At 66.4% G+C, this 26,368-nt stretch carries 27 protein-coding genes; 11 read left to right on the top strand and 16 right to left on the bottom strand.

Features of this window, described 5'->3' with window-relative positions; all coding sequences use genetic code 11:
• The first annotated feature begins 29 nt into the window (after positions 1 to 29).
• The 3 genes from VGU00_RS17395 to VGU00_RS17405 all read left to right on the top strand — a co-directional run bounded on the left by VGU00_RS17395 (position 30) and on the right by VGU00_RS17405 (position 1,812).
• Positions 30 to 491 carry a nuclear transport factor 2 family protein gene (locus tag VGU00_RS17395; RefSeq protein ID WP_327470797.1) on the top strand — a complete coding sequence of 154 codons (462 nt, stop codon included), beginning with the start codon at positions 30 to 32 and terminating at the stop codon, positions 489 to 491.
• 73 nt (positions 492 to 564) lie between these two features.
• Positions 565 to 1,122 (top strand): hypothetical protein, encoded by a 558-nt coding sequence (locus VGU00_RS17400; RefSeq protein WP_327470799.1) that lies wholly within the window; start codon positions 565 to 567, stop codon positions 1,120 to 1,122.
• A gap of 105 nt (positions 1,123 to 1,227) precedes the next feature.
• A complete protein-coding gene (locus VGU00_RS17405; protein ID WP_327470801.1) occupies positions 1,228 to 1,812 on the top strand; it encodes a hypothetical protein in 585 nt (194 codons plus the stop codon).
• On the opposite strand, the gene VGU00_RS17410 is transcribed toward VGU00_RS17405, so the two are convergent.
• From VGU00_RS17410 to VGU00_RS17425, 4 genes are all read right to left on the bottom strand, one after another.
• Positions 1,809 to 2,237 (bottom strand): OsmC family protein, encoded by a 429-nt coding sequence (locus VGU00_RS17410; protein WP_327470803.1) that lies wholly within the window; start codon positions 2,235 to 2,237, stop codon positions 1,809 to 1,811. The genes VGU00_RS17405 and VGU00_RS17410 overlap by 4 nt on opposite strands.
• Before the next feature lie 53 nt (positions 2,238 to 2,290).
• Positions 2,291 to 2,494: a DUF2061 domain-containing protein gene (locus VGU00_RS17415; RefSeq protein WP_327470805.1), complete on the bottom strand. Its 204-nt coding sequence runs from the start codon at positions 2,492 to 2,494 to the stop codon at positions 2,291 to 2,293.
• 70 nt (positions 2,495 to 2,564) lie between these two features.
• Complete coding sequence (locus VGU00_RS17420; RefSeq protein WP_327470807.1) at positions 2,565 to 2,912, bottom strand: DUF962 domain-containing protein; 348 nt, start codon at positions 2,910 to 2,912, stop codon at positions 2,565 to 2,567.
• A gap of 35 nt (positions 2,913 to 2,947) precedes the next feature.
• Positions 2,948 to 3,637 (bottom strand): alpha/beta hydrolase, encoded by a 690-nt coding sequence (locus VGU00_RS17425; RefSeq protein WP_327470809.1) that lies wholly within the window; start codon positions 3,635 to 3,637, stop codon positions 2,948 to 2,950.
• 98 nt (positions 3,638 to 3,735) lie between these two features.
• Here VGU00_RS17425 and VGU00_RS17430 point away from each other — a divergent pair, with 98 nt between their 5' ends.
• The gene (locus tag VGU00_RS17430) at positions 3,736 to 3,957 is read left to right on the top strand and encodes a hypothetical protein (RefSeq protein WP_327470811.1); all 222 of its coding nucleotides are present in this window, start codon (positions 3,736 to 3,738) and stop codon (positions 3,955 to 3,957) included.
• A 106-nt stretch (positions 3,958 to 4,063) separates the two neighbouring features.
• Here VGU00_RS17430 and VGU00_RS17435 read toward each other — a convergent pair whose 3' ends face one another.
• The 9 genes from VGU00_RS17435 to VGU00_RS17475 all read right to left on the bottom strand — a co-directional run bounded on the left by VGU00_RS17435 (position 4,064) and on the right by VGU00_RS17475 (position 10,819).
• Complete coding sequence (locus tag VGU00_RS17435) at positions 4,064 to 4,249, bottom strand: hypothetical protein (RefSeq protein WP_327470813.1); 186 nt, start codon at positions 4,247 to 4,249, stop codon at positions 4,064 to 4,066.
• Positions 4,250 to 4,403: 154 nt separating this feature from the next.
• Positions 4,404 to 4,865, bottom strand: a complete 462-nt coding sequence (locus VGU00_RS17440) for a YaiI/YqxD family protein (RefSeq protein WP_327470814.1) — start codon at positions 4,863 to 4,865, stop codon at positions 4,404 to 4,406.
• A gap of 10 nt (positions 4,866 to 4,875) precedes the next feature.
• Entirely contained in the window at positions 4,876 to 5,157 is a 282-nt protein-coding gene (locus VGU00_RS17445) for a DUF427 domain-containing protein (RefSeq protein ID WP_327470816.1), read from the bottom strand.
• Between the two features lie 16 nt (positions 5,158 to 5,173).
• On the bottom strand, positions 5,174 to 5,932 hold the full coding sequence (locus VGU00_RS17450; protein ID WP_327470817.1) for a sulfite exporter TauE/SafE family protein: 759 nt from the start codon (positions 5,930 to 5,932) through the stop codon (positions 5,174 to 5,176).
• Positions 5,929 to 6,642 (bottom strand): uracil-DNA glycosylase, encoded by a 714-nt coding sequence (ung, locus tag VGU00_RS17455; RefSeq protein WP_327470819.1) that lies wholly within the window; start codon positions 6,640 to 6,642, stop codon positions 5,929 to 5,931. Before ung ends, VGU00_RS17450 begins: the two co-directional genes overlap by 4 nt.
• 110 nt (positions 6,643 to 6,752) lie before the next feature.
• Entirely contained in the window at positions 6,753 to 8,186 is a 1,434-nt protein-coding gene (locus tag VGU00_RS17460) for an amino acid permease (protein WP_327470821.1), read from the bottom strand.
• Between the two features lie 44 nt (positions 8,187 to 8,230).
• The gene (locus VGU00_RS17465) at positions 8,231 to 8,878 is read right to left on the bottom strand and encodes a GntR family transcriptional regulator (protein WP_327470823.1); all 648 of its coding nucleotides are present in this window, start codon (positions 8,876 to 8,878) and stop codon (positions 8,231 to 8,233) included.
• 7 nt (positions 8,879 to 8,885) lie between these two features.
• Entirely contained in the window at positions 8,886 to 9,884 is a 999-nt protein-coding gene (locus tag VGU00_RS17470) for a 4-hydroxyproline epimerase (RefSeq protein ID WP_327470825.1), read from the bottom strand.
• A gap of 20 nt (positions 9,885 to 9,904) precedes the next feature.
• The gene (locus VGU00_RS17475; RefSeq protein ID WP_327470827.1) at positions 9,905 to 10,819 is read right to left on the bottom strand and encodes a dihydrodipicolinate synthase family protein; all 915 of its coding nucleotides are present in this window, start codon (positions 10,817 to 10,819) and stop codon (positions 9,905 to 9,907) included.
• Between the two features lie 48 nt (positions 10,820 to 10,867).
• On the opposite strand from VGU00_RS17475, the gene VGU00_RS17480 reads away from it, so the two are divergent.
• Together VGU00_RS17480 and VGU00_RS17485 are read left to right on the top strand one after the other, a co-directional pair.
• Positions 10,868 to 12,142, top strand: a complete 1,275-nt coding sequence (locus tag VGU00_RS17480) for an FAD-binding oxidoreductase (protein WP_327470829.1) — start codon at positions 10,868 to 10,870, stop codon at positions 12,140 to 12,142.
• A gap of 1 nt (position 12,143) precedes the next feature.
• A complete protein-coding gene (locus tag VGU00_RS17485; RefSeq protein WP_327470831.1) occupies positions 12,144 to 13,346 on the top strand; it encodes a Xaa-Pro peptidase family protein in 1,203 nt (400 codons plus the stop codon).
• 2 nt (positions 13,347 to 13,348) lie between these two features.
• Here VGU00_RS17485 and VGU00_RS17490 read toward each other — a convergent pair whose 3' ends face one another.
• Positions 13,349 to 14,368, bottom strand: coding sequence for an Ldh family oxidoreductase (locus VGU00_RS17490; protein WP_327470833.1), 1,020 nt, complete (start codon positions 14,366 to 14,368; stop codon positions 13,349 to 13,351).
• 103 nt (positions 14,369 to 14,471) lie between these two features.
• Between VGU00_RS17490 and VGU00_RS17495 the strand changes: the two genes are divergently transcribed.
• The 5 genes from VGU00_RS17495 to VGU00_RS17515 are packed head-to-tail and all read left to right on the top strand — an operon-like array spanning position 14,472 to position 23,806.
• Complete coding sequence (locus VGU00_RS17495) at positions 14,472 to 16,859, top strand: glycoside hydrolase family 127 protein (protein ID WP_327470834.1); 2,388 nt, start codon at positions 14,472 to 14,474, stop codon at positions 16,857 to 16,859.
• Between the two features lie 38 nt (positions 16,860 to 16,897).
• Positions 16,898 to 18,607, top strand: a complete 1,710-nt coding sequence (locus VGU00_RS17500) for a gamma-glutamyltransferase family protein (RefSeq protein ID WP_327470836.1) — start codon at positions 16,898 to 16,900, stop codon at positions 18,605 to 18,607.
• A 19-nt stretch (positions 18,608 to 18,626) separates the two neighbouring features.
• A complete protein-coding gene (locus tag VGU00_RS17505) occupies positions 18,627 to 20,375 on the top strand; it encodes a DUF885 domain-containing protein (RefSeq protein ID WP_327470838.1) in 1,749 nt (582 codons plus the stop codon).
• A gap of 8 nt (positions 20,376 to 20,383) precedes the next feature.
• Positions 20,384 to 22,186, top strand: coding sequence for a DUF885 domain-containing protein (locus VGU00_RS17510; protein WP_414713568.1), 1,803 nt, complete (start codon positions 20,384 to 20,386; stop codon positions 22,184 to 22,186).
• Positions 22,187 to 22,219: 33 nt separating this feature from the next.
• On the top strand, positions 22,220 to 23,806 hold the full coding sequence (locus VGU00_RS17515) for a S10 family peptidase (RefSeq protein WP_327470842.1): 1,587 nt from the start codon (positions 22,220 to 22,222) through the stop codon (positions 23,804 to 23,806).
• A 50-nt stretch (positions 23,807 to 23,856) separates the two neighbouring features.
• Here VGU00_RS17515 and VGU00_RS17520 read toward each other — a convergent pair whose 3' ends face one another.
• The gene (locus VGU00_RS17520; protein ID WP_327470844.1) at positions 23,857 to 25,434 is read right to left on the bottom strand and encodes an aldehyde dehydrogenase (NADP(+)); all 1,578 of its coding nucleotides are present in this window, start codon (positions 25,432 to 25,434) and stop codon (positions 23,857 to 23,859) included.
• On the bottom strand, positions 25,431 to 26,309 hold the full coding sequence (locus VGU00_RS17525; RefSeq protein ID WP_327470846.1) for a pyrroline-5-carboxylate reductase: 879 nt from the start codon (positions 26,307 to 26,309) through the stop codon (positions 25,431 to 25,433). Before VGU00_RS17525 ends, VGU00_RS17520 begins: the two co-directional genes overlap by 4 nt.
• Positions 26,310 to 26,368 lie beyond the last annotated feature (59 nt).

The raw sequence follows: 26,368 nt of genomic DNA on the forward strand, positions 1-26,368 counted from the left end.
AGAGTCCGATAGCGACGGAAGGGGACGCCATGCGTGGAACGATAGCGGCAGTGCTGGCTTTCGGCATGGCGGCACCCGTCGTTGCGGCCGACGCGCCCGAAAGCGAGACCGCGAGCCTCCGCGCGTTCGCCGACGCCTTCGACGCAGCGCAGATCGCGCAGGATCGCGCCGCGCTCGAAAAGATGGTCGCCGACGACCTTGTCTTCATCGACGGCAGCGGCCAACGCTTGGGCAAGGCGGCCTTCATCGCCGGCTGGACCGGCGCCGACGACGATTATGACCCGGTCGCGCTGACCGATCGCGTCATCCTGCCGCTCGGCCGGGACGCCGGCCTTGCCGGCGCCGAGGCGATCCTCTCGGGCCGCTCGGCGGGCAAGCGGTTCCGTGTCCGCATCCGCTTCACCGACATCTTCCGGCGTCACGGCGACGGCTGGCAGGCGAGCTATATCCACGTCACGCGGATGGCGATCGCGGACAGCCCGCCGCCCTGACCGTCGCGCAGCCGATTGCCTTGGCACCGCATTGCGTCGATAGTCGAATGATCATTCCCGCAGGAGACATGTCATGCACCGTTCCCGCTCGCCCCTCGCCGCCGCGCTGCTGATCGGCAGTACCGCGCTGGCCCTTTCCGCCTGCGGTTCCGAAAAGGCGCCCACCGCGCCGGTAACGGACAGCAAAGCAGCGCCGGCTGCGACCGCAACGGATGCCCCCGCAGCCAAAGCGTCGGCGACTGCCGCGCCGGTCAAGGCGGGCGCGCCCGACCTTGCCGCCTATGTCGGAAAATATCCGTTCGACAAGGTCGACGGCGTCGCCTTCGGCGACCATCCGCTCGTCAAGGCGGGCATCGCGGCGACCGTCACCGACGCGCGTGTCCTGAAAGCGATCATGACCACGCAGGGCCCCTCCTCGCCGATCGAGATGATCGATGGCAAGGTCGCGTCATGGGCGTGTCAGCAGCATAAATGCGGCGAGCATCAATGGGCCGTCTTCGTCGATCCTGCCAGCGGCGCGACCGATGTCTGCTATGTCAACGATCCCGCTATGACGAATGAATCGCGTTGGTTCCTCGCCGGCGGCAAGGAAGAAAGGCGCAAGGGCGACTGCGCCACCGAAAAGGGCTGATGGCGGGTTCAGGCGCCGCCGCGATCATCGCCGCAGGATAGGATTCGACTCTCGGCCAGCATGAGAACATAATAGGAACATTGATCCGATTCGGAGGAATGGACGATGGACCCGATGTTCCGTTATTTTCTCGGCTTTCAGGTGGCCGCCGACCGCGCCGGCTGGCTCGCGCGCCGGTTGCCGCCCGTTCCGGGCGACCTGTTCGCGGGACTGAAGCCGCAAAATTATCACCTCACGCTCTGCACGATCGCCGAAACCGCCGAGCCGCAGCCCTTTCTTGGCAAGCGCGTCGCGGCCGCCTTTGCATCAGGCCTCCCCGCGGCGAGCCATATTCCCTTCGGCCGCATCATGAGCCGCGAAATGGGAGCGGAACTCACCACCATCGGCGGCATCGGCGGGGTGCGCCATCTTTATGATGGCATCGTCGCACTTCTGGGCGCGCAGGGGATCGAGCCGATGCATCGCAAGTCGGGGCTGCGGCCGCACATCACGCTCGGCTATGGCGCCTGCGACTTCGAACCGGTCCCCGCGGCATGGCGGTGGACCCCGCGCGAACTCGTCCTGATCGAAAGCCATGTCGGCCATCGCCGCCACCGCGTCCTGCAAAGCTGGACACTGCTGCCGCCGGCGCAGGGCGCTTTCGCCTTCATGGAAGACGAAATGCCCCCGCCGCTGCGGTACGCCGCTTAATTCTCGAGGCTGTGATCGAGCGTGATTTCGCAATTCAGCAGCTTCGACACGGGGCAGTTCTTCTCGGCCTCCGCGGCGATCGCGGCGAATTCGTCGGCGCCGATCCCGGGCACCTTGCCGGTCAGCGTCAGCGCCGATTTGGTGATCTGGAAACCGCCGTCGACCTGGTCGAGCGTCACGACGGCGCTCGTCTCGAGCGTGTCGCCGTTATAGCCCGCGCGTGCGAGTCCGAACGACAGCGCCATGGTGAAGCACGCCGCATGCGCCGCGGCGATCAGTTCCTCGGGGTTCGTCCCCGGCTGGCCCTCGAAGCGCGTCCCGAAACCATAAGGCTGTGCATCGAGGACACCCGACTTGGTCGTGATCGAACCCTTGCCGTCCTTGCCGAAACCTTCGTAGCGGGCCGATGCGCGATTGGTCGTCATGTTCAAATCTCCTTCGGGGGGCGAAGCGGAAAGGGCGCGGGGACTCGGAAGCCTCAGGCAGCGAGCAGCTTACGCCGCGCGCCGACCCGCTTCCACGCCTTTTCGTGGAAGAAGAAGGCGACAGCGTTGATGCAGGGCTCGATGATCGCGATCCCGCCCGCGAGCGCGACCGATCCGGTCAGCACATAGGCGACGCTAAACCCGATCGTCAGGTGGATCGTGAGGTAGGTGAAGGTCTTGATCAGGTCGGTGGGCATGGCGCTTCTCCGGGGGGACGAAGCAGAAAGTTAAGAATGATTCGCAACAAGTGCCAGACCGACCTTTTGGTCAGTCTGATCGATTTTCCCGCACGACGCCCGCGCGGTCGAGTTCGGGCCCCAGCCGCCCGGTCAGCCACAGCCCCCACATTCTGAAATCGGCGGCAAGGCTCCACAGCGGATAGGTGAAGGTCGCGGGCCGGTTCTTTTCGACCCCGAAATGTGCGACCCACGCGAAGAAATAGCCAGCGACCGGCAAGGCGATCAGCCACCCCCAGCGCCCCACCACGACCGCGGTAACCGCGATCAGCACGACCAGGCTCGTCCCGACATAGTGCAGCGCGCGGGTCGATGCCTTGCTGTGCTCGCGCAGGTAAAAGGGCCAGAATTCGGCGAAGGTCGTATATTGGCGCGCCATCGTTTCATGCTGCCCTTCGCCGCGGCCGGGGTCAACTAGAGGCTACGCGCCGCCTCGTCGATCAGCGCCGCAACCTCGGCCGGGTGCGAAGCGAGCGAGGCATGGCCGGCGTCGAGCGTGATGACCTTCCTTGCGCCAAGCCGGCCCGACATCGCCGTCTGGTTCGCGGGGTCGATCATCCGGTCCGCGCCCGAAATCTGGTACCAGCTCGGCCTCGACCGCCACGCCGGATCGCTCACCACCTCGCCGAATGTCGACGCGAGCGGTGCCTTTTGCGTCACCGCCATCACGAGCGCCTCGTCGGCGCCGAGATCCTGACAGAAGCTTTCGTGGAACTTGTCGGGCTTGATCCACAGATAGCCGTCGGCATCGGGCGCAAGATTCGCCGCACCTGCCGGCGGATGCTGCTGCGTCAGCGCGCCGGGGCTTTCGCCCGCGTCGGGCGCGAAGGCCGCGACATAGACGAGCCCCGCAACGTTCGGCGCGGTCCCCGCCTCGGTGATCACCGCGCCGCCATAGCTATGTCCGACGAGCAGCACGGGACCTTCGACCTGTGCCGCAATCTGCCGCGTCCGCGCGGCATCGCCCGCGAGCGAAGTCAGCGGCAGCTCGACCGCGCGCATGCCTTTATGCCCGAGCCGGTCGAGCTCGACGATAGCTTTCGCCCAGTGCGCCGCGCCGCCCCAGAAACCGTGAACGAGGATGATCGTAGGAAGTGCAGCCATGATACCGACTCCGGTAGAATTTTGCGAAAGCCGAAGTTACCATGCCCGTCAAATGGCCGACAGCGAAGAAAGCTGGCGGGAACGGGGAGAGGAATATCATGAAAAAATCGACGCGTGCCCTGCTCGGACTCGTCCTGCTCGACCTCATCGTCGTTGCCGGCGCCTGGTGGATGATCGACCGCACGCAAAGCGGGGCGTGGAATTCGAACGACCCGGCGGGATCGATCACGATGGTGACGACGACCGCAGGCATGCTCGTCGGGCTGATCTCGGTGGTTCTGCTGCTCGCCTTCGTCACGCACCGCCGCGCGGGCAACTAGCCCCCGAAACGGCACAGCCCTCCCGCCCGGGTCGCGGGGGCGGAAGGGCTGCGGTCCGGAACCGGCGGATTGCGCCGGTCCCAATACGAAAATCGCGGGTTGCACGTCAGCGCGCGGCGGCTTCGCGAACCTTCTGCACGGCGGGGAGCAGCAGGCCGATCAAAATCTGCACCGGGTTCGAGGTCACCGTCATGCTGCCCTGCGCGGGCTGCGCCGACTGTGCCATCGCGGGGGTCGCCGAAGTGAGGATTGTGAGCGCGAGCACGGGGGCGAGGATCAGCTTCCTGGTCATGGTCATTTCCTTTTCAAATCGGTTCGAATGTCTAAAATTGGGCTCGGGGCGTTCCCGATGACCGGCTTATGCCGCGCCGCCGCAAGCGTGGCCGTGATCGCCGTCACTGGCGCGAATAAATTTCACAAAGCACTGAAAAGAAACGAAAGAAAAACTATCCGCGCTTCAGCCGGACCAGTGCCGCGTCGAGCGCCTGCAGGAATTGCGAGCGATCGGCCTTCGAAAACGGCGGCGGACCACCCATGCTCTCGCCCATTCCCGAACGCAGGTCGGCCATGATCGCGCGCGTCGCGATCGCCGGGCCGATCGACGCCAGGGTGAAAGGCTTGCCATTGGGCCCGAGCACGATCGCCCCCGCCTTCAGGGCGCGGTCGGCGAGCAGGATATCGGCGGTGACGACGATCGACCGGGCATTCGCGGCCTCGGCGATCCAGTCGTCGGCGGCGTCGAAGCCGTCGGACACGACAATCCGTTCGATCGATGGGTGCTCGGGCACGCGCAGCCGGCTGTTGCTCACGACCTTCACCGCCACCTCGTGCCGCCAGGCGACGCGATAGATTTCGTCCTTCACCGGACAGGCGTCGGCATCAACAAGGATCTGGATGGGTTTGGACATAAGAAGGAGGTCAGCCGACCTCGACGCCTTTCCAGAAGGCGATGCGGTCCCTGATGGCCTCCGCCGCTTCCTTGGGGTCGGGATAATACCAGGCCGCGTCGCTGTTCATCTGTCCGTCGACGGTCACATGATGATAATGGGCGAGCCCCTTCCACGGGCAGATGCTTGTCGTCGCGCTGTCCGACAGCACGCCCGCGGCCACCGCGCCGCGCGGGAAATAATGATTGCCCTCGACCACAACCGTGTCGTCGCTATCGGCGATCACCGCGCCGTTCCACACTGCCTGCACCATCGACCCGCCTCCCGCATCAGCCTGCCAGGCCGTCCCACACCAGCTTGGCGCCGAGCAGGACCATCAGCAGATAGATGATAACATAGAAACGCGCGCCGTCGATGCGCTTCAGCCAGCGCACGGTGAGCAGGGTCGAACCGATCGCGAGCGGCATCAACAGCAAAGCGGCGACGAGCACTTCGTGCGGAAAGGCGCCGAGCGCGATATAGGCGGGCACCTTCATCCAGTTGATCGCCGCGAACAGGATCGAGCTGGTGCCGACGAAGACGAGGTGCGGCAGGCGGCGCGGCGTGACCCACATCTGGAACGGCGGCCCGCCCGCGTGCGCGATCTGGCTGGTGAAGCCCGTCGCGACCCCGAACAGGCTGCCGACCCAGCCGGGCGAAGTCGATGCCGCGACGACGCGCCCGCCGCGCTCGACCCAAAGCCGGTAAAGCCCGAACGCCAGCGTGATCGCACCCAGCGCCGCCATCAGCTTCGCCTCATTAACGCGCTCGGCGTAAAAATAGCCCGCGGCGATGCCGGCGGCCGCGCCGGGCAGCATCCACGCGATCACCCAGCCGTCCCACGTCTTGCGGAACGACCAGACGCTGACGACATCCTGCACGATCAGGATCGGTAGCAGCAGCGCGGCGGCGATCGTCGGCGGCAGCACGAGGGCGACGAGCGGGGTCGCGAGCGCGCCGACGCCCGAGAGGCCGCCCTTGGCGAGCCCGAGCAGGACCACCGCGGCGGCGACGACGATCAGCGTCAGCGGATCGGCGAGCAGGTTCATGCGTCGGTCGCGCCCACCGTATCGGGCAGCCGCCAGTCGATCGGCCCGCGCGCCTGCGCCTCGAGAAACGCATTCGCCTGACTGAACGGCCGCGATCCGAAAAAGCCGTTATGCGCCGACAGCGGCGAGGGGTGCGGCGCGCGCAGGATCAGGTGCGGGCTTCCCACGCCCAGCCCCGCGACATTCGCCGCCTTTTTCTGCGCATGGCTGCCCCAGAGGATGAAGACCTTGGGCGCCGGATCGGCCGCGACCGCCGCGACGACCGCGTCGGTGAATTTCTCCCACCCCTTGCCCTGATGCGATGCGGCCATGCCGCTTTCGACGGTCAGGCAATTGTTGAGCAGCAGCACGCCCTGCTCCGCCCAATGCTTCAGATAGCCATGCGGTGCGGGCGGAATGCCCAGATCGCTGCGCATTTCCTTGTAGATGTTGACGAGGCTCGGCGGCGTCCGCACGCCGGGCTGGACCGAAAAGCACAGCCCATGCGCCTGCCCCGGTCCATGATAGGGATCCTGCCCCAATATCACGACGCGCACATCCTGCGGCGGCGTCGCGTCGAGCGCCGCGAACCAGTCGCGCGGGCGCGGAAAGATCGCCTTCCCCTTCGCGCGCTCTTCGGCAAGGAATGCCTTCAGCGCCGCCATATAGGGCTGCTCGAACTCGCCGCCGATGCGCGCGAGCCAGTCGGGATGCAGTTTGACCTCGGCCATGCCCCGCGCTTCACCAGAGCGGCATGCGCTTGTCCAGTCCCCTCGCCCGCGACAACCGATCCCCGTCCCACAGCCGACATCGACGATGGGACGGAAACACGGCCCGGTCGTCAGATCCCGACGACGGGCTGGTCGCGCCGCGCAAGGCTGCGCGCGCGGCCATAGGCGAGGTAGACGAGGATGCCGAGGATGTTCCAGCCGAGGAAGCGGACGAGCGTCATGCTGGGCAGGCTGAACAGCAGATAGAGGCAGCCGAGCACCGCCAGCGATCCGACGACATAGGGCGCCGGGCAGCGGAACACGCGCGGCAGGTCGGGCGCGCGTTTGCGGAGCACCATCAGGCAGACGCCGACCGCGATGAAGGCTATCAGCGTTCCCGCATTGGCGAGTTCGGCGATCTCGTCGAGGCGGAAGAAACCGGCGACCGCGGCGACGAAGACGCCGGTGACGCCGGTGACGAACACCGGCGTACCGGTGCGCGCCGACACGCGGCTGAGTGAGCGCGGCAGCAGGCCATCGCGGCTCATCACGAAAAAGACGCGGCTTTGCCCGTACATCATCACGAGGATGACCGACGGCAGGGCAATCAGCGCCGCAAGCGCGACGAGGTGCGAGGCGACCGGATGGCCGAGCGTGCGCAGCACGAGCGCGAGCGGTTCGGGCGAATTGCCGAGCGTCGTATAATGCATCGCGCCGACCGCGCTGATCGCGACGAGCATATAGATCAGCGTGCAGATCGCCATCGACCCGATAATGCCGATCGTCAGGTCGCGCTTGGGATTCTTCGTTTCTTCGGCCGAGGTCGCAACCGCGTCGAAGCCGTAGAAGGCGAAAAAGACGATCGCCGCAGCTGCCATCACCCCCTTGGTCGCGCCACTTGCGTCGACATGGCTGGCAAAGCCGTAGGGCATGAAGGGCTGGAGATTGTCGGCGTTGAAGGCGGGCGCCGCGAAGGCGACGAAGATCGACAGCGCCGCAAGCTTGATCACGACGAGAATGATGTTGAGCGTCGCGCTTTCGCGCGTCCCCGCCATCAGCATGCCCGAAACGCCGAGCGCGACGAGGACGGCGGGCAGGTTGACGATGCCCCCCGCATGCGGACCGGATAACAGGGCTGGCGGCAGATGGATCCCCGCCGACTGAATCCAGCCGACAAGATAGCCCGACCAGCCGACCGCGACGGTCGAGCAGGCAAGCGAATATTCGAGGATCAGGCTCCACCCGACGATCCACGCCAGCGCTTCGCCGAGGACCGAATAGGTGTAGGTGTAGGCGCTGCCCGATGTCGGGATCAGCGTCGCGAGTTCGGCATAGGCAAGCGCCGCGCAGGCGCAGACCGCGCCGGCGATCGCGAAGGCGAGGATCACCGCCGGGCCCGCGCGTTCGGCGCCAACGCCGGTCAGCGTGTAGATGCCGGTGCCGACGATCGCGCCCACGCCGAGCGCTACAAGATGCGGCCAGCTGAGCGTGGCGCGCAGGCTATGCCCGGCCTCCTGCTGCGAAACCGCGATGGGCTTTATCGGCCCGAAAAAACCTGCTGCCACCTATTCCTCCCATATATCGGAGCCGACGGCAGCCGGCCCCCCTGTCAATCGTCGACGAGCTGCTGCCTGAGGTCGTCCAGCGTCTTGCGGATATGTGCATCGACCAGCGTCGTGATCTTGCCGGCGTCGCGCGCGAGCCAGGCTTCGAGCAGCTGGTGATGTTCCTCGTTCGCGCGCTCGTCGCGCCCCAAAGGTTCGAGGTGGACGCGCACATAGCGTTCGGAAAGCACTTGCAACCGTTCGAGGATGCTGACCGTGATCGGCTGGCCGCACGGGCGGAACAGCGCGCGGTGGAACGCGCGGTTGAACGCACCGACGCCGTCGCCATGTTCGTCGGTGACATGGTCGAGCGTTTCGAGCGTTTCGATCGCATGGGCATGGTCGGCCTCGGTCGCGCGGAGCGCCGCGAGCGCGGTCGCCTCGGGCTCGAGCTTGATGCGCAGTTCATAGACTTCCCTCGCCTCTTCGGCGCTGAGGGGCCGGACAAAGAAGCCGCGGTTCGCCTGCGAGCGGACGAGGCCTTCTTCTTCGAGGCGCGCCAGCGCCTCGCGCAGCGGGATCTTGCTGACCCCGAGCTCGGCGGCGAGCGCGTCCTGGCGGATGGCATGGTCGCTGGAAACGGCACCCGAAAGGATACGGTCGCGGACGAGGTCCACCAGCTGGTCGGAGAGGTTTCGGATGATGAGGCTCATTCACGCCTCATAGCACCGAAAATCCATTCCAGAAGCTGTCTGCGTGATCGACCCAGATCGTGTTGAATCCGGTCGCGATCGCCGATCCTTCGATTGATGGGATGATGCCCGGCGTATCGCCGAGCATGGCGCTGTCCTCGACGCGGCCGATGAAGCGGCTGCCGATATAGCTTTCATGGACGAAACGGTCGCCGACCTGCAGCCGCCCCTTGGCGACGAGTTGCGCCATCCGCGCCGATGTGCCGGTACCGCAGGGGCTGCGATCGATCGCGCGCTCGCCATAGAAGACCGCGTTGCGGCCATCGGCGCCTTCGCCCCGGGGCCGGTCGGTCCACATGACATGGCTGACCCCGCGAATGCGTTCGTCGACCGGATGCACCGGTTCGCACACCTTCTGCATCAGCGACCGGACGGTCCGGCTCAATTCGACGATCCGCGACGCACCGAGCGCGTCGAGACCGATATAGGGACCCTGCGGCTCGACGATCGCGTAATAATTGCCGCCATAGGCGACATCGACCTTGAGCCGGCCGAAGCCGGGGACGTCGATTTCAATCCCTTCGGCCGCCAGATAGGACGGCACATTGCGGATGCGCACCCACGCCACCCGGTCGCCCTCGGTGCCATATTCGATGTCGATCGTCCCGGCGGGGACCTCGACGCGCAGCTTGCCGGGGGTGCGCGGGGTGATCAGCCCGTTCTCGAGCCCGAAGGTGACGAGGCCGATCGTCCCGTGGCCGCACATCGGCAGGCAGCCGCTGGTTTCGATGAACAATATGCCGATATCGCTATCCGCCTGCGTCGGCGGATAGAGAAAACCGCCCGACATCATGTCGTGCCCGCGCGGTTCGAAACAGAGGCTGGTCCGGATCCAGTCGAACCGGTCGAGGAAATCCTGGCGCCGCTCGCCCATCGACCCTCCGCGAACGAGCGGCGCGCCACCGGCGACCAGCCGGACCGGATTTCCGGCAGTATGGCCGTCGATGCAGAAGAAGGTGTGGCGCATGGACATCCCCGCCCGTTCGTTCAGGCCGCGACCTTGCTCGGCTGGGTCGCCGCGCATTTTTCGACCATCGCGATCACATCCTTGCGGCGCTGGCCGGCAAGCGGCAGGCGCGGCATGCGGACGCGTTCGGAGCCGCGGCCCATGATCTCCTCGGCGAGCTTGATCGACTGGACGAGGTCATGGTCGGCGTCGAGGTGAAGCAGCGGCATGAACCAGCGATAGATCGCCAGCGCCTCGTCATATTTGCCCTCGTTGAACGCCTCTACAAGACGGACCGATTCGGTCGGGAAGGCACTGGTGAGGCCCGAGACCCAGCCGCTGGCACCGAGGAACAGGCCCTCGAGCGCGACGTCGTCGAGGCCCGCCATCACCGTGTAGCGATCGCCAAAGCGGTTGAAGACGTCGGTGAAGCGGCGCGGATCGGGCGCGCTTTCCTTGATCGCGACGATGTTGGACACGTCACGCAGCGCTTCGAGCGTCGCGAAATCGACGTCGACGCGGTACGCCGGGGGATTGTTATAGAGCATGATCGGCAGCGCCGTCGCCTCGGCCACCGCGCGGAAATGCGCCTGCAGTTCTTCGGGGGTCGGCACATAGACCATCGCGGGGAGCAGCATGAGCGCGTCGGCGCCCAGCTTTTCGGCGTCCTTCGCATATTGGATCGCGCGCGCGGTGGTGAATTCGGACACCCCCGCGACGACGGGAACGCGCCCCGCAACCGCCTCGACCGCGCCCTTCAGCACATTGCGCTTTTCGTCGGGTTCGAGCGAATTATTCTCGCCGCAGGTGCCGAGAATGATGAGCCCGGTGACGCCATCGTCGACGAGCGCGCTCTGCACGCCTTGGGTTGCATCATAATCGACCGAGAGATCTTCGGCGAACTGGGTGGTAGCTGCGGGATATACGCCTTCCCACAGTGTCCTTATCACGCTCATTCATTACCTCCGTTGAAGCTTCAGATCGTATACGGTATATGATACAAGATGCCAAATGATTTTCTAGTTCGCCCGTCCGCCCCCCGAAATGCCGTCGTCATTGGCGGCGGGGTGGTCGGCCTCGCCACCGCCATCGCTCTGCAAAAGCGTGATATTGCAGTTACCTTGATCGATTCGCCCCCGCCGTCCCCGACCGCATCATGGGGCAATGCCGGCCATATCGCTATCGAGCAGGTCGAACCGCTCGCTTCGCGCGCGACGATCCGCTCGATGCCGCGCCGCCTGTTCTGGCGCGGCGGCGCGCTGTCACTGCCGTGGCGCGATATCGGCGCGTGGCTGCCCTTTTCGCTGCGCTTGGTCGCCGCAGCGCGCCCGGCGCGGTTCGAACGCGGACGCACGGCGCTGTCCGATGCGCTTGGTGACGCGATGGGGGCCTGGCGCCGGCTGCTCGACCGAATCGGCGCAGGCGACCTGCTGGTCGAGGATGGTCATTTCATCGTCTGGGAAAGCGCCGCGAGCGCTGAAGCCGGCCGTGCGCACTGGGCGGCGGCCGACATCGGAAAAGCCGCGATGCGCGATGCGACATCCGCCGAACTCGAACGGCTCGCCGCGCTGACCTCGGCGCCGGTTGCCGGCGCGGTGCACATCTCGGGATCGGGCCAGATCGCAGACCTCGGCGCACTGGACAAGGCGCTACGCGCCGGGTTCGACGCGGCGGGCGGGCTGCGAATCGAGGCGAAGATCGAGACGCTGGAGATCGCGAACGGCCGTGCCGTCGCCGTCGCCACCGACGGCACGCGCCACACCGGCGATGCGATAGTGATCGCGGGGGGTGCCGCGTCGGGCGCGCTGATGGCGTCGATCGGCCAGCACGTGCCGATCATCGCCGAGCGCGGCTATCATATCCAGTCGGCCGCGACCGACTGGCCGCACGATATGCCGCCGGTGGTGTTCGAGGATCGGTCGGTGATCGTCACCCGCTTCCGCTCGGGGCTTCGCGCCGCAAGCTTCGTCGAATTCGGACGCAGCGCCAGCCCCGCCGATCCGCGCAAATGGGCAAGGCTGCGCCGCCATGTCGCCGCGCTCGGCCTGTCGTTCGTCCTTCCTGGCACCGAATGGATGGGGGCGCGGCCGACGCTGCCCGACTATCTGCCCGCGATCGGGCAGAGCGACCGCGCGGCAAACCTCTATTATGCCTTCGGCCACCAGCATCTCGGCCTGACGCTTGCCGCAACGACAGGCGATGCTATCGCGGCGCTCGTCGCGGGCGAGGCGCCGCCTTTCGACCTTTCCCCCTTTGACCTCAAACGTTTCGGAGCCTGACATGACCAGCGGAATCGGCGGATCGACCGCCGCACAGGAACTTGCCGCCCTCACCCCATGGCCGGATCGTGCGCCGCCGATCGCCGCCACCGAGCGCGAAGCCCGCCTCGACAAGGCGCGGCGGCTGATGCACGCGAATGGCGCCGACGCGCTGCTGATCGGCGCGGGCGCGAGCCTGCGCTATTTCGCGGGTATCCCGTGGGGCGCGAGCGAGCGCCTCGTCGCAATGCTCCTGCCCGCGAAAGGCACGCCGATTGTCATTGCTCCCGCCTTCGAACTCGGCACGCTCGAGGCCGACCTCAAGATCGAGGTCGAGCTGCGCTTGTGGGAGGAGGATGAGAGTCCGTCGGACCTGGTCGTCGGCGTCTTGCGCGAGATCGGCGCGACGACGCTCGCGATCGATCCCGCCATGGCGTTCCTGTTGGTCGACCGCATCCGCCGCGCCGGGCCATCGCTCGACATCGTCGACGGCGGGCCGATCGTCGATGGTTGCCGGATGTATAAATCCGCGGCCGAACTCGCGCTGCTCCAGCAGGCGAAGTCGATGACGCTCGAAGTCCACCGCCGCGCGGCGCGCATCCTCGCGCCCGGCATTCGCGCGAGCGAAGTCACGCGCTTCCTCGACGAGGCGCACCGCGCGATCGGCGCACCCGGCGGCAACAGCTTCTGCATCGTCCAGTTCGGCCGCTCGACCGCCTTTCCGCACGGGCTGCCCGGTGATGCGCAGTTGCAGGACGGGGATGTCGTCCTGATCGATGTCGGCTGCGTCATCGAAGGCTATAATTCCGATATCACGCGCACCTATGTCTATGGCGACGCGAACGACGAGCAGCGCCACATCTGGGCACTCGAAAAGGAAGCCCAAGCGGCGGCGTTTGACGCCGCGCGGCCCGACGCGCCGTGCGAGACGGTCGACGCGGCGGCGCGCGCGGTGCTCGAAAAGGCGGGGCTCGGCCCCGACTATCGCCTGCCCGGGCTGCCGCACCGCACGGGTCACGGCATCGGCCTGTCGATCCACGAACCCGCCTATCTGGTACGCGGCGACACGACTCCGCTCGCGCCCGGAATGTGCTTTTCGAACGAGCCGATGATCGTCCTGCCCGACCGCTTCGGCGTCCGGCTCGAGGATCATTTCTATATGACCGAGAGCGGCGCCAAATGGTTCACCGAGCCGTCGCCGGCGATCGACCGGCCGTTCGGCTGAGTTCAGTCCAGCAGCGCCCGTACGTCGTCGTACAGCTTCCGCGGCACCTGCACGCCATTCGCAAGACTGCGCGCGCGGGCTTCGAAGCGGCGTTGTGACGGCAGGCGCGCGCCCTGTCCCGTGATCGCGTCGAACACCGCCTCGGCGCGTTCGATATGTTTCGCCGCCTCGGCGCCAAGGAAGCCCGCCGGGTCGATCGCGAGAATGAACTCGCCGCCGATCGGTGATGAACCTGCACCGTCATCGAGCGCGATCGATTCGGCGCTGGTGAGGTCGCCGATCAGCGGCCCCGCGATCAGTTCGACCATCGTCGCGAGCGCCGATCCCTTGTGCCCGCCGAAGGTCAGCATCGCACCATCGAGGGCGGCCTTGGCATCGGTTGTCGGGCGCCCTTCGGCATCGATGCCCCAGCCCTCGGGAATCGGCTTGCCTGCGCGGCGGTGCAGTTCGATCTCGCCGCGCGCGACCGCACTCGTCGCAAAATCGAAGACATAGGGATAGCCGCCGGGCCGCGGCCAGCCGAAGGCGATCGGGTTGGTCCCGAACAGGGGTTTGATGCCGCCCGCCGGGGCGACCCACGCATGGCTGGGCGTGCAGGCAAAGGCGACGAGTCCCGCCGCGGCGACCGCCTCGACCTCGGGCCAGAGCGCGGCGAAATGGACGCAATGATTGATCCCGAGCGCGGCGATGCCGTTCGTGCGCGCCTTTTCGACGAGTAGCGGCAAGCCCTCGCCAAATGCGGTCTGGGCAAAGCCGCCGCCCGCGTCGACACGGACCAGCGCGGGCGCGACATCATGGGCGACGGGGACAGCGTCCTTCACGACCTTCCCGGTCTTGAGCGTGTTCACGCACACGAGCAGGCGATAAATACCGTGACTCGCGCATTCGTCGCGTTCGCCGGCGACGATCGTTGCCGTTACAGCCTCGACATGGCGCGCCGAGAGGCCATGATGCGTCAGGATATCGCGCGACAGCGCCGCCACTTCGCCCAGCGAAAGCCGGACCTTTTCGTCCTCTTGCATCGATCCTCCACCAAATTTCCGGTTGGCCACATAGCCGCTTGCAAACTTCGTATACTGTATAATATGCTGTTGCCAAGGCGGGCTGAAGACTCAGGGGAGCGTGATGCATCATTCGCATATCAACCGCCGCACCCTGCTCGCCGGCGCCGCCGCGGTGGCGCTGGTCCCGGTTTTCGCACGCGCCGTACCCCGGCTATCCGCGACGTTCGGCCCGGCCGAGCCGCTGCCGCTCTCGGCCGTGCGCCTGCTCGATTCGCCGTGGCGCGATGCGATCGTGGGCAATCTTCGCTATCTCCATGCGCTCGAACCCGACCGGCTGCTCCATAATTTCCGGACCAGCGCGGGACTTGCGCCGAAGGGAGCGGTTTATGGCGGCTGGGAAAGCGACACGATAGCGGGGCACAGCCTCGGCCATTATCTGACCGCCGTATCGCTGATGCATGCGCAGACCGGCGATGCCGAGTGCAAGCGGCGCGCCGACTATATCGTTGATGAACTTGCCGCAGCGCAGGCCGCGCATGGCGACGGTTATGTCGCGGGCTTCACGCGCAAGCGCGGCGATGTCGTCGAGGATGGCAAGCTGCTGTTCGCCGAGCTGAAGCGCGGCGACATCCGCTCGATGGGATTCGACCTCAACGGCTGCTGGGTTCCCTTCTACAACTGGCACAAATTGTTCGCTGGCCTGTTCGATGCGCAGGAACTTTGCGGCAATGCGCAGGCGCTGCCCGTCGCGGTCAGCCTCGGCGCCTATATCGACGATGTGTTCGCGGCACTGGACGACGCGCAGGTCCAGCAGGTGCTCGACTGCGAACATGGCGGGATAAACGAAAGCTTCGCCGAACTTCATGCGCGGACGAAAGACCCGCGCTGGCTGCGCCTCGCCGAACGGCTGCGTCATCGCACGATACTCGACCCACTGAGCGAGGGCCGGGATTCGCTGCCATGGATCCATGCCAATACGCAGATCCCGAAGATCATCGGGCTGGCCCGGCTGCACGAGCTGACCGGGAAGGCGGGCGACGCCGATGCGGCTCGCTTCTTCTGGGAAACCGTCGTCCGCGATTATACCTATGTCATCGGCGGCAATGCCGACCGCGAATATTTCCCCGCACCGCGGACGATCTCGAAACATATCACCGAGCAGACGTGCGAGAGCTGCAACAGCTATAATATGCTCAAGCTCACCCGCCACCTTTACGGCTGGCGGCCCGAGGCGCGGCTGTTCGATTATTATGAGCGCGCACACACCAACCATATCCTCGCGCATCAGGACCCGGCGACAGGGATGTTCGCCTATATGGTCCCGCTGATGTCGGGAACGGCGCGCAAATTTTCGAAACCCTTCGACGATTTCTGGTGCTGCGTCGGGTCGGGGATGGAAAGCCACGCCAAGCACGGCGATTCGGTGTGGTGGCAGAGCGGCGATACGCTGCTGGTGAACCTTTACATCGCGTCGACCGCTACGTGGGAAAGCCAGCACGCCGGTTTCCGGATGGAAACCGCCTATCCGTTCGGCGACCGGGTCGATCTGACGCTCGAGACGCTGGACCGCCCGCGCGACTTCGCGGTCGCGTTGCGCATTCCCGGATGGTGTGAGGGCGCGGCGTTGACGGTGAACGGCAAGCCGGCGCCCGCGGGCTCCCCCGGCGATTATGCGGTGATCCGCCGCCGCTGGGCGAAAGGCGACCGGATCGCGCTCACCCTGCCGATGCGGCTGCGCACCGAAAGCGCGAACGACGATCCGTCGACCGTCGCCTTGCTGCATGGCCCGGTCGTGCTTGCCGCCGACCTCGGCCCCGCCGACCGGCCGTTCGAGGGCCCCGCCCCCGCGCTGGTCGCATCCGACCTGCTCGCGGGCTTCGTACCCGTCGACGCGGCGGCGGGGACGTTCCGCACCACCGGCATCGCACGCCCCGCCGACCTCCGCTTCGCGCCCTTCTTCCAGCAGCGCGATCGTCGCACCGCCGTCTATTTCAAAAGCTTCGACGACGCCGGCTGGGCACGCGAGCAGGTCGCCTTCGCCGCCGAACAGGCGCGGCAGCAGGACCTCGCGCGCCGCTCGGTCGATGTCATGAATTTGGGCGAGATGCAGCCCGAACGCGACCATGGGCTGACCGCGAAGAACAGCTATGCCGTCACCTATCGCGGGCGCCACGGGCGCGACGCGCGGACCTTCGGCTTTTTCGAATATCGGGCGAAGGTGCGCCCGGGATCGCTAGTGCTGCAGGCGAGCTATTGGGGCGAAGAGCGGAACAAGCTGTTCGACATCCTGATCGACGGGACGAAAATCGCGACGCAGGCGCTCGACGGCGGCCATCCCGGCGAATTCTTCGAAATCGATTACGCGATCCCCGCCGAACTGACCCGCGGCAAGGACAGCGTCATCGTCCGCTTCCAGCCGGCCAATGACACGACGCGCTGCGGCCCCGTTTTCGGCGTCCGCATCTTCACACCCGCTTCGGCCGCCGAAACAGCCAAAGGGACGGTTTGACGCACGCCTAATCCGACAATGAAACAGGGGGTCGCAAAATGGACAGACGCTATCGATTGCTGGTGACGCTCGGGCTTGTGATATTTGCGCAGCCGGCGCTCGCGCAGGAACAGGGCGCCAAGCCCGCGGTCCACGCCAAATCGGCGATGGCGTCCTCGTCGAACCCGACCGTGACCAAGGCGATGGTCGAGGTGATGAAGAAGGGCGGAACCGCGCTCGACGCCGTGCTGACCGCGGTCCCGATGCAGGCGGTGATCGAACCGCAGATGACGACGCTCGCGGGCGGCGTGTCGATCCTCTATTATGACGCGAAGACCGGCGAATATCATTATCTCGACGCCGAGCTCGACCATACAAAGGACGCGCAGGTCGGCGGCGGCTGGGCGCAATATACCGGTGGCGGCGGCGAACGGCTGCCCGATACGTCGGGCAAGCGCATCGGCATTCCCGGCACCGTCGCGGGGCTGAAGGCGGCGGCTGATCGCTTCGGCACGCTCAAATGGGCCGACTATTTCGCGCCCGCGATCAAGCTCGCCGACGACGGCTACCCGATGTACAGCTTCCTCTATGGCGAACTCGCCGAGGCGGCGCTGACGCGGCTTTCGGCTTACCCGTCGGGGCGCGAGGAATATTTGCCGCAGGGCTATGTCCCGCCAGTCGGGACGATCGTGAAGCATCCGCGCCTCGCACAGGCGATGCGCCGCATTTCGGCCGAGGGGCCGGCCTATATCTATACCGGCGAATGGGCGCAGCGCTTCGTCGCCGCGGTGCGCGCGACCGGCGGCGGGCTGACCGCCGAAGAACTGGCCGCCTACAAGCCGCGCTGGGAAACCCCGCTGCGCTCGACGTACAACGGTTACGAGATCATCGGCGCACCGCCGCCGTCGACCGCGGGCACGCTCATCTCGATGACCCTCAACGTCGCCGAAAATTACGATCTCAAGGCGCGCCCGCATTATTCGCAGTCGGCCGAAGCGCTCGAACTGATCCGCCGCGCCTTCGGCTATGCCGAGACCGCGACCGACGAGTTCGTTCGCGATCCGCTCAGCTATGACGTGCCAACCGAGATGCTGCTGTCGAAAGACAATGCGAAACGCTACGCGGCGCAGGTGACCGCGAGTCTGCCCAAACCCGCGGTAGCGCCGCAGGCGGCAACGGCACCGGGAAGCGCGCTCGAACTCGCGGCCGATTTCAGCACGCACGACCGCCACTCGACCGACACCAACCATCTCGTCGCGGTCGACGCACAGGGCAATATGGCCTCGGTCACCCACTCGGTTTACGGCAGCACCTTCGCGACCGGCATGGTCGTCGACGGGATCGCGATGAACAGCGGCAATAATTTCCCCGGCAACACCGCGGGGCCCGGCCGCCGCGTCATCTCGCCCTTCCCGCCGACGATGGTCGCAAAGGATGGCAAGCCGTGGATGACGATCGGGTCGCCGGGCCTGTCGTCGCGCGCGGTAACGATCACGCTGATCAACCTGCTCGGTTACGGCATGCCGCTCGAACAGGCGGTCGACGCGCCGCGCTTTCAGGGATCGCAGGCGGGCGTGCCGATGGTGGTCGAAAGCCGCGTCAGCCAGGCCGTGCGCGACGAACTCAAGACGCGGTACGGGGTCAATGTCCGCCCGACCGCGCCCTATAATTGGCACTTCGGATCGATCCAGGCGATCCAGCGCAATCCCGACGGCAGCCTGACCGGCGTCGCCGATCCCCGCCGCGCCGGCCTCGCCGCCGGTTACTGATCAACAGAGAGGAATTTCGATGCGATATCTCGCTCCCGCGCTGCTGGCCGCCTCGGCCATCGCCCTCGCCGCCCCCGCTTTCGCGCAAGCTCCGCAATCGGTCGCACAATCGGCCGACGCGCGGCTGAAGGCGCTCTATGACGCCGAATGGCAATGGCGCACGCAGGAACTTGCGCTCGATTCCGACGGTGAACGCGAAGGCAGCGACCGGCTGCCGAGCGTTGACGCGGCAAGCCAGGCGCGCCGCGCCGCCTATTGGAACAACGCGCTGACCGAACTGAACAAGATCCCCTTCGACCAGCTCTCGCCCGAGGAACAGATCAACGCCGAAGTGTTCAAGACCGCGCTCGAGGAATTCGGCGTCGAGCAGAAATATCGCGAATATGAGGATCCCTTCGGTTTCTGGACGTGGATCGCACCGCGCGGCGGGCTGTCGGGTGCGCAGGCGTATCGCAACTATATCAAGCGGCTGGGCGATATGCCGCGCTATATCGATCAGCAGATCGTCAATATGCGCGCCGGGCTGAAGCGCGGCTTCACCAAACCGCGCGTGTCGCTTGCGGGCCGCGACGCGCCGATCGCGCCGCTCGCCGAGGCGAATGTCGACAAGAATCCGCTCTTCATCAGCTTCGCGGCGATCCCCGGCAATATCCCCGAAAGCGAGCGCGCCGCGCTCGTCGCCGAGGGCCGCGCCGCGGTCGCCGCCGCCGCACCCGCCTTCGCCAAGCTGCGCGCCTTCGTGCGCGACGAATATATCCCGAACGCGCGCGTGCCGATCGCCGGCGAGGCGCTGCCTGACGGCAAGGCCTATTATGCCGCCAAGATCCGCCAATATACGACGCTCGACCTGACGCCCGAGCAGATCCACGAAATCGGGGTCAAGGAGGTCGCGCGGATCGACGCCGACATGCAGGCGACGATGAAGAAGGCGGGATGGACGGGCGATTTCCCCGGCTTCCTCCACTTCCTCAAGACCGATCCGCAATTCACCGCCAAGTCACCGTACGAGCTGATGGCGAAGTCGGCCTATGTCGCGAACAAGATCAACGGCCAGCTCAAATTCCTCGTCGGCCATCTGCCGCGCTATCGCTTCACGATCCGCCAGACGCCCGACAATATCGCGCCCTTCGCGACCGGCGGCAACGGCGGGCTCGAGAGCTGTTTGATGAACACCTATAATCTGCCCGCGCGCCCGCTCTATACGATCCCGCCGCTCACCGCGCACGAATGCGCGCCGGGGCACAGCTTTCAGGCCGCGCTCGCGCTCGAAGCACCCGACCGGCCGCAGATCCGCCGCACCACCTATTTCTCGGGCTATGGCGAGGGCTGGGGGCTCTACACCGAATGGCTCGGCATCCAGATGGGCATTTACGAGACGCCCTATGACGAGTTCGGCCGCGAGACGTATGAGATGTGGCGTGCCGCGCGGCTCGTCGTCGACACCGGGCTGCACCACAAGGGCTGGACGCGCCAGCAGGCGCTCGATTTCATGAAGGCGCATACCGCATTGTCGGATCATGAGGTCACGATCGAGGTCGATCGTTATATCAACGATCCGGGGCAGGCGCTCGCGTACAAGCTCGGCGAGATGCTGATCCGCCGCAAGCGCGCCGAGGCCGAAGCCAAGCTCGGCGCCAATTTCGACCAGCGCTGGTTCCACGATACGCTGCTTGGACTGGGATCGGTGCCGCTGCCGACGCTCGAACGTGTATTGGACGAATGGATCGCGGGCGGGGGCAAGAACCCGAACCCCGAACCCGCCGCCTGATTTTTCCGATGAGGAGAGAAGAATTGCTCACCCGCACGATCCTGTTTTCGACCCTTGCCTTCCTGCCGCTGGCGCCCGCTGCGGCAGAGGCGCCCGCCGCGGCTGCCCCTTCGGCCGCGGCGGCCACGCCGGGTAGTGCCGACGCCCGATTGAAAGCGCTTTACGAAGAGGAATGGGCCTGGCGGCAGACAGAGTTTGCGCGCCGCGTCGGCGACCCGCCCTTTACCGCATCGGCCGACCATCTGCCGCGCGTCGATGCGGCGACGCAGGCGGCGCGGCAGGCCTATTGGCAAAAGACGCTGGCGGCGCTCGACGCCATTCCCGTCGACCAGCTTTCGGAGAATGAAAAGATCAACGCCGCGGTCTTCCGCACCAGCCTCGAGGCCTTCGTCGCCGAGGGCAAGTACCGGATGTGGGAAATGCCGTTCAACGCCGACAGCCAGTTCTGGTCGGGGCTGAGCGCGCGCGACAGCTTGCCCTCGATTGCCGAATATGAACGCTACCTCGGCCGGATGCGCGACATCCCGCGCTATTTCGACGAACAGATCGTCAATATGCGCGCCGGGCTCAAGCGCGGGTTCAGCGTGCCGCGCGCCTCGCTCGAAGGACGCGACGCGACGATCGCCGCCTATGTCGACACCGATCCGGCGAAGAACCCCTTCTATAGCGCCTTCGTCAAAATGCCGCCGGCGGTTCCCGCGGCCGATCAGGAGCGGCTGCGCGCCGAAGCGCAGCAGGTGATTTCGGGAACGGTCGCGCCAGCTTATGCGAAGCTGCTGACCTTCTTCAGCCAAGAATATCTGCCGAAGGCGCGTACGACGCTGGCGGCCGAGGCGATGCCCGACGGCAAGGCCTTTTATCAGGCGCAGATCCGCGAATATACGACGACCGCGCTGACCGCCGAAGAGATCCACCAGATCGGCCTCAAGGAGGTCGCGCGGATCACCGCCGAGATGGAGCAGGTGAAGGAGAAGGCAGGCTTCAAGGGCGACCTCGCCGCCTTCATTCACTTCCTGCGCACCGACCCGCAATTTTATGCGAAGACCCCCGAGGAACTGCTCGCCTTCTCGGCGCTCGTCGCGAAGCGCGCCGACGGCCAGCTCAAATATACGATCGGCTTCCTGCCGCGCTACCGCTTCACGATCCTGCCGGTGCCCGACGCGATCGCGCCGACCTACACCGCGGGGCGCGGCGGGCTCGATGCGTGCCTGATGAACACCTATGACCTGCCGTCGCGGCCGCTCTACCAGATCCCCGCATTGACGCTCCACGAATGCGTTCCCGGGCACAGTTTCCAGGCTGCGGTCGCGCTCGAGACGGTGAAATGGCCGGCGTTCCGCCGCCAGACCTATTTCTCGGGCTATGGCGAGGGATGGGGACTCTATACCGAATGGCTGGGGACCAAGATGGGCATCTATCGCACGCCGTACGAGGATTTCGGGCGGCTGTCGTTCGAGATGTGGCGCGCGTCGCGGCTGGTCGTCGACACCGGCGTCCACCATTATGGCTGGAGCCGCGAAAAGGCGATCGACTATCTGGCGAGCCACACCGCGCTGGCGCAGCATGATGTCGAGACCGAGATCGACCGCTATATCAGCTGGCCCGGACAGGCGCTCGCCTACAAGCTCGGCGAGATCACGATCCGGCGGCTGCGCGCCAAGGCCGAGACCGAGCTGGGACCGAAGTTCGACCAGCGCAAATTCCACGACACCTTCCTCGCGTTGGGGTCGGTGCCACTGCCGGTGCTCGAACAGCAGCTCGAAAAATTCATCGCCGACGGCGGCGAAGGACCGAATGCCGTCGCTCCCTGATTTCCTTCCGAACAGACATCCCCAGGAGAGACTATGCGTACCAACCGCACCCCGATGGTCATCGCGCTCGCCGCAGCACTCGTCCTGCCCGTCGCCGCGCAGGAGAAGAAAGCCGAAACCGGCAAGAGCGAGAGCGCAAGGGCCGACGCGAACGAACCCGAAGAGGATATTGCACGCGCCAGCGCCGAGGAGGACGCGCAGCCCAAACGCGGCAGCGTGACGGTCAAGGGGCGGACGATCGCCTATACCGCAACCCCCGGCACGCTCACCATCCGTGACGACGACGGCGAGGCGGTCGCGAGCATGTTCTATGTCGCCTATGTCGCCGACCGCCCCAAAGGCAGCGCACCGCGTCCGGTGACCTTCACCTTCAACGGCGGACCGGGATCGTCAAGCATGTGGCTGCACATGGGGTCGATCGGCCCCGTGCTCGTCGAAACCCCGACCGCGGGCAGCACCGCCCCCGCGCCGTACCGCATCCGCAGCAATCCCGAGACGATGCTCGACAAGACCGACATCGTCTTCCTCGACGCGATCGGTACCGGCCTGTCGCGCCCGATCGGCAAGTCGAAGGGGCCCGAATTCTGGGGCGTCGATCAGGACATCGATGCCTTTTCGCGCGCGATCATGCGCTACCTCACGATCAACGACCGCTGGGACAGCCCCAAATTCCTGTTCGGCGAAAGCTATGGCACGCTGCGCGGCGCGGGGCTCGTCTATGCGCTCCAGCAGCGCGGGGTACAGATGAACGGCGTCGTGCTGCTGTCGTCGATCCTCAACTATGGTGTGCGCCAGCCGGGGTATGACCAGATCCACCTTACCTATCTGCCGAGCTATGCCGCGACCGCCTGGTATCATAACCGCTTGCCGAACAAGCCCGCGGCGCTCGAGCCCTTCCTGACCGAAGTGCGGCAATGGACGACGGGTCCCTATGCTTCGGCGCTCGCCAAGGGCTCCGATCTCGGCGATGAGGAACGCAACGCCGTCGCGCAGCAGATGAGCGCCTATACCGGGCTGTCGGTCAAATATATCCTCGACGCCGACCTGCGCGTCGAGCTGTCGCGCTTCCGCAAGGAATTGATGCGCGACCAGAAACGCACGGTCGGCCGACTCGATTCGCGTTTCGTCGGCATCGACGTCGACGCGGCGGGCGAAGGCCCCGAGTTCGACACCACCGACGCTGCGATCAGCGGTCCTTATGTGGGCGCACTCAACAAATATCTGTTCGGCACGCTCGGCTATAAAACCAAACTTGCTTACCGCCCCAATTATTACGTCAAGATCGGCGGCGGCAACTGGGACCAGCGCCACCGCGCGCCGGGCGGTCGGCAGGGCGGCGCACAGATGGCGCTCGCCAACACCGCGCTCGACCTGTCGGCGGCGATGCGCCAGAACCCCTATCTCAAAGTGCTGTCACTCAACGGCTATTACGACATGGCGACGCCGTTCTTCGGTGCCGAATATGATCTGAAGCATATGCAGATCGACCCGTCGCTGCGCCAGAACCTGACCTATCATTATTATGAATCGGGCCACATGGTGTACATCAACCCGGCGGTCATCGGGCAGTTCAAGAAGGACCTCGACGCCTTTTACGACAGCGCGAGCGGAGGCAACTGAACAGGGGGAGACAGTGCTCGCGCCCACCGCCGGGCGCGAGCGCCGCCTTGTCAATCGGCCGCCACAAGCGCGCCTTCAACGCGCCGCGCGATCCCCCATGGATTGGCGGGCTTCAGCGCCGCCGGAAGCAGGCTTTCGGGCAAATTCTGGTAGCTGACGGGACGCAAGAAACGCTCGATCGCGAGCGTGCCGACCGACGTGCTGCGTCCGTCCGAGGTCGACGGATAGGGCCCGCCATGCACCATCGCGTGGCACACCTCGACTCCGGTCGGCCAGCCATTGGCGAGGATACGTCCGACCTTGCGTTCGATCAGCGGCAGCAGCCGCGCGGCGAGCGCCTCGTCCTCGGCGTCGATCTGGAGCGTCGCGGTGAGTTGTCCCTCGAGCCCGGCGATCAGCGCCGCGACCTCGTCGATATCGCGGCAGCGGACGATCACCGATGACGAACCGAACAGCTCATGCCCGAGCGCCGCGTCGGCGAGGAAATCCGCCGCATCGGTGATGAACAGCGCCCCCCGCGCGGCGCAGCCGCCCGGCCCTTCGGCACCGCGCGCGACGAGCTGCGTCGCCGCGTGCCGCTCGAACGCATCGACGCCGCTTTCGAAGCTTTTGTGGATAGCCGGCGTCAGCATCGTTGCCGGCGCAATCGCCGACAGCGCCGCGCCCGCCGCGGCGGCGAAGCGGTCGAGATCGGGGCCTTCCAGCGCGATCAGCAGCCCGGGGTTGGTGCAAAATTGTCCGGCGCCCATCGTCAGCGACTGGGCGAACGCCTCGCCGAGCGCGTCGGCCCGGTTCCGGAGCGCCGCGGGGAAGAGGAGAACGGGGTTGATGCTGCTCATCTCGGCATAGACGGGGATCGGTTCGGCGCGCGCCGCCGCGATCTGCATCAGCGCGAGGCCGCCGCCGCGCGAGCCGGTGAAACCGACCGCCTTGATCCGCGAATCGGCGACGAGCGCGCCGCCGAGCGCATTCGACGGGCCGGGAAGATAGGAAAAGACGCCCTCGTGGAGCCCGCACGACTTCACCGCCGCCTGAATCGCACGCGCCACCAGTTCGCCCGTCCCCGGGTGCGCGGGATGGCCCTTGACGACGACGGGACAGCCTGCCGCGAACGCCGACGCCGTGTCGCCGCCGGCGACCGAGAAGGCGAGCGGGAAGTTGCTCGCGCCGAACACCGCAACAGGCCCAAGCGCGACGTGGCGGCGGCGGAGGTCGGGGCGCGGCAGCGGCGCACGGTCGGGCATGGCGGGATCGATCGTCGCGTGCAGCCAGTCGCCCGCGCGAACGAAGGCGGCGAACATGCGCAGCTGGCCGATCGTGCGCCCACGCTCGCCCTCCAGCCGCGCGCGCGGCAGGCCGCTTTCGGCCATCGCGCGCTCGATCAGATCGTCGCCGATCGCGGCGATGCCATCGGCGATCGCGTCGAGAAAGGCCGCCCGCGCTTCGAGCGTGGTTTCGGAAAAGCTGGCAAAGGCGGCATCGGCCAGCGCGCAGGCGCGGTCGACATGGCGCGCGTCCGCAACACCGAACGGCGGTTCGATCGTCTGCCCAGTCGAAGGGTCGATCGCGAGGAAGGTCTCGCTTGCACTGTCTTCGGCCGCGCCGACAAGAATCGTACCAGCTATCATTCGGTTATCCTTCGTTGTTCCTGGGAGAGGGCGTCGGGCCGGAAAGCCCGGGTCATTTCGTCGTTGCGCGCCGCCGATGCGGCGATGGTGTCGGCCATCAGCCGGACGAGCGCGCCGCCTTCGTCGAGCATGGCGAGGCCCGCAAGCGTGACGCCGCCGGGGCTGGCGACGCGGCGCGCGATGTCGGCGGGGTCCGCCCCGGCCTCGGCCAGCATCGCCGCCGATCCGGCCATCGTTTCGGCGATCAGCCGGAGGGCCCGGGTGCGGTCCATCCCCTGCGCCTCCGCCGCCTGCGCCATCGCGTCGGCAATCCGGAAGAAGAAGGCGGGCGTCGCGCCCGAGACCGTCGTCGCGAGGGCGCAAAGCCCCTCATCCTCCATCCACTCGACCACGCCAAGCGGAGTAAACAGCGTTTCGGCCTGCCCCCGCGCTGCATCGTCGATGTCTTCGCCGACGAGCGTGGTGATCCCGCGCCCGATCGCCGCCGGCAGATTGGGCACCGCGCGCACCAGCGACCCTGCCGCAGGGAATTGATGCCGGAGCGTCGCGAACTCGACCGCCGCGAGCACCGAGACGATCATCGTATCGGCGCCTGCCAGCGCAGCGAGCGACGGCGCGATGTCGGCAAGCTTTTGCGGCTTCACCGCCAGCACCAGCACGGTCGGGGGTGCGATGTCCGGCGAAAGCGACCGCGACAACCGCACCCCGGCCGGACCCTGCGCGAGCGAGGGGTCGATCACCGTTACCGACGCAGCGGGAATGCCGCTGCGCAGCCAGCCCGCGAGCATCGCGCCGCCCATATTGCCGCAGCCAACCAGCAGGATGTCCGCGGTGGCGAGCGGGTTTGCAGGCGTTTCGTGCGAATCCGGGGTCAAGGGGCGTCTCGGCTGTTCGTGCGGGAGCGCCTTAGTACATCGTATACGATTTTGGTCAA

The organism is Sphingopyxis sp. (genome assembly GCF_035944815.1).
GTDB lineage: Bacteria > Pseudomonadota > Alphaproteobacteria > Sphingomonadales > Sphingomonadaceae > Sphingopyxis.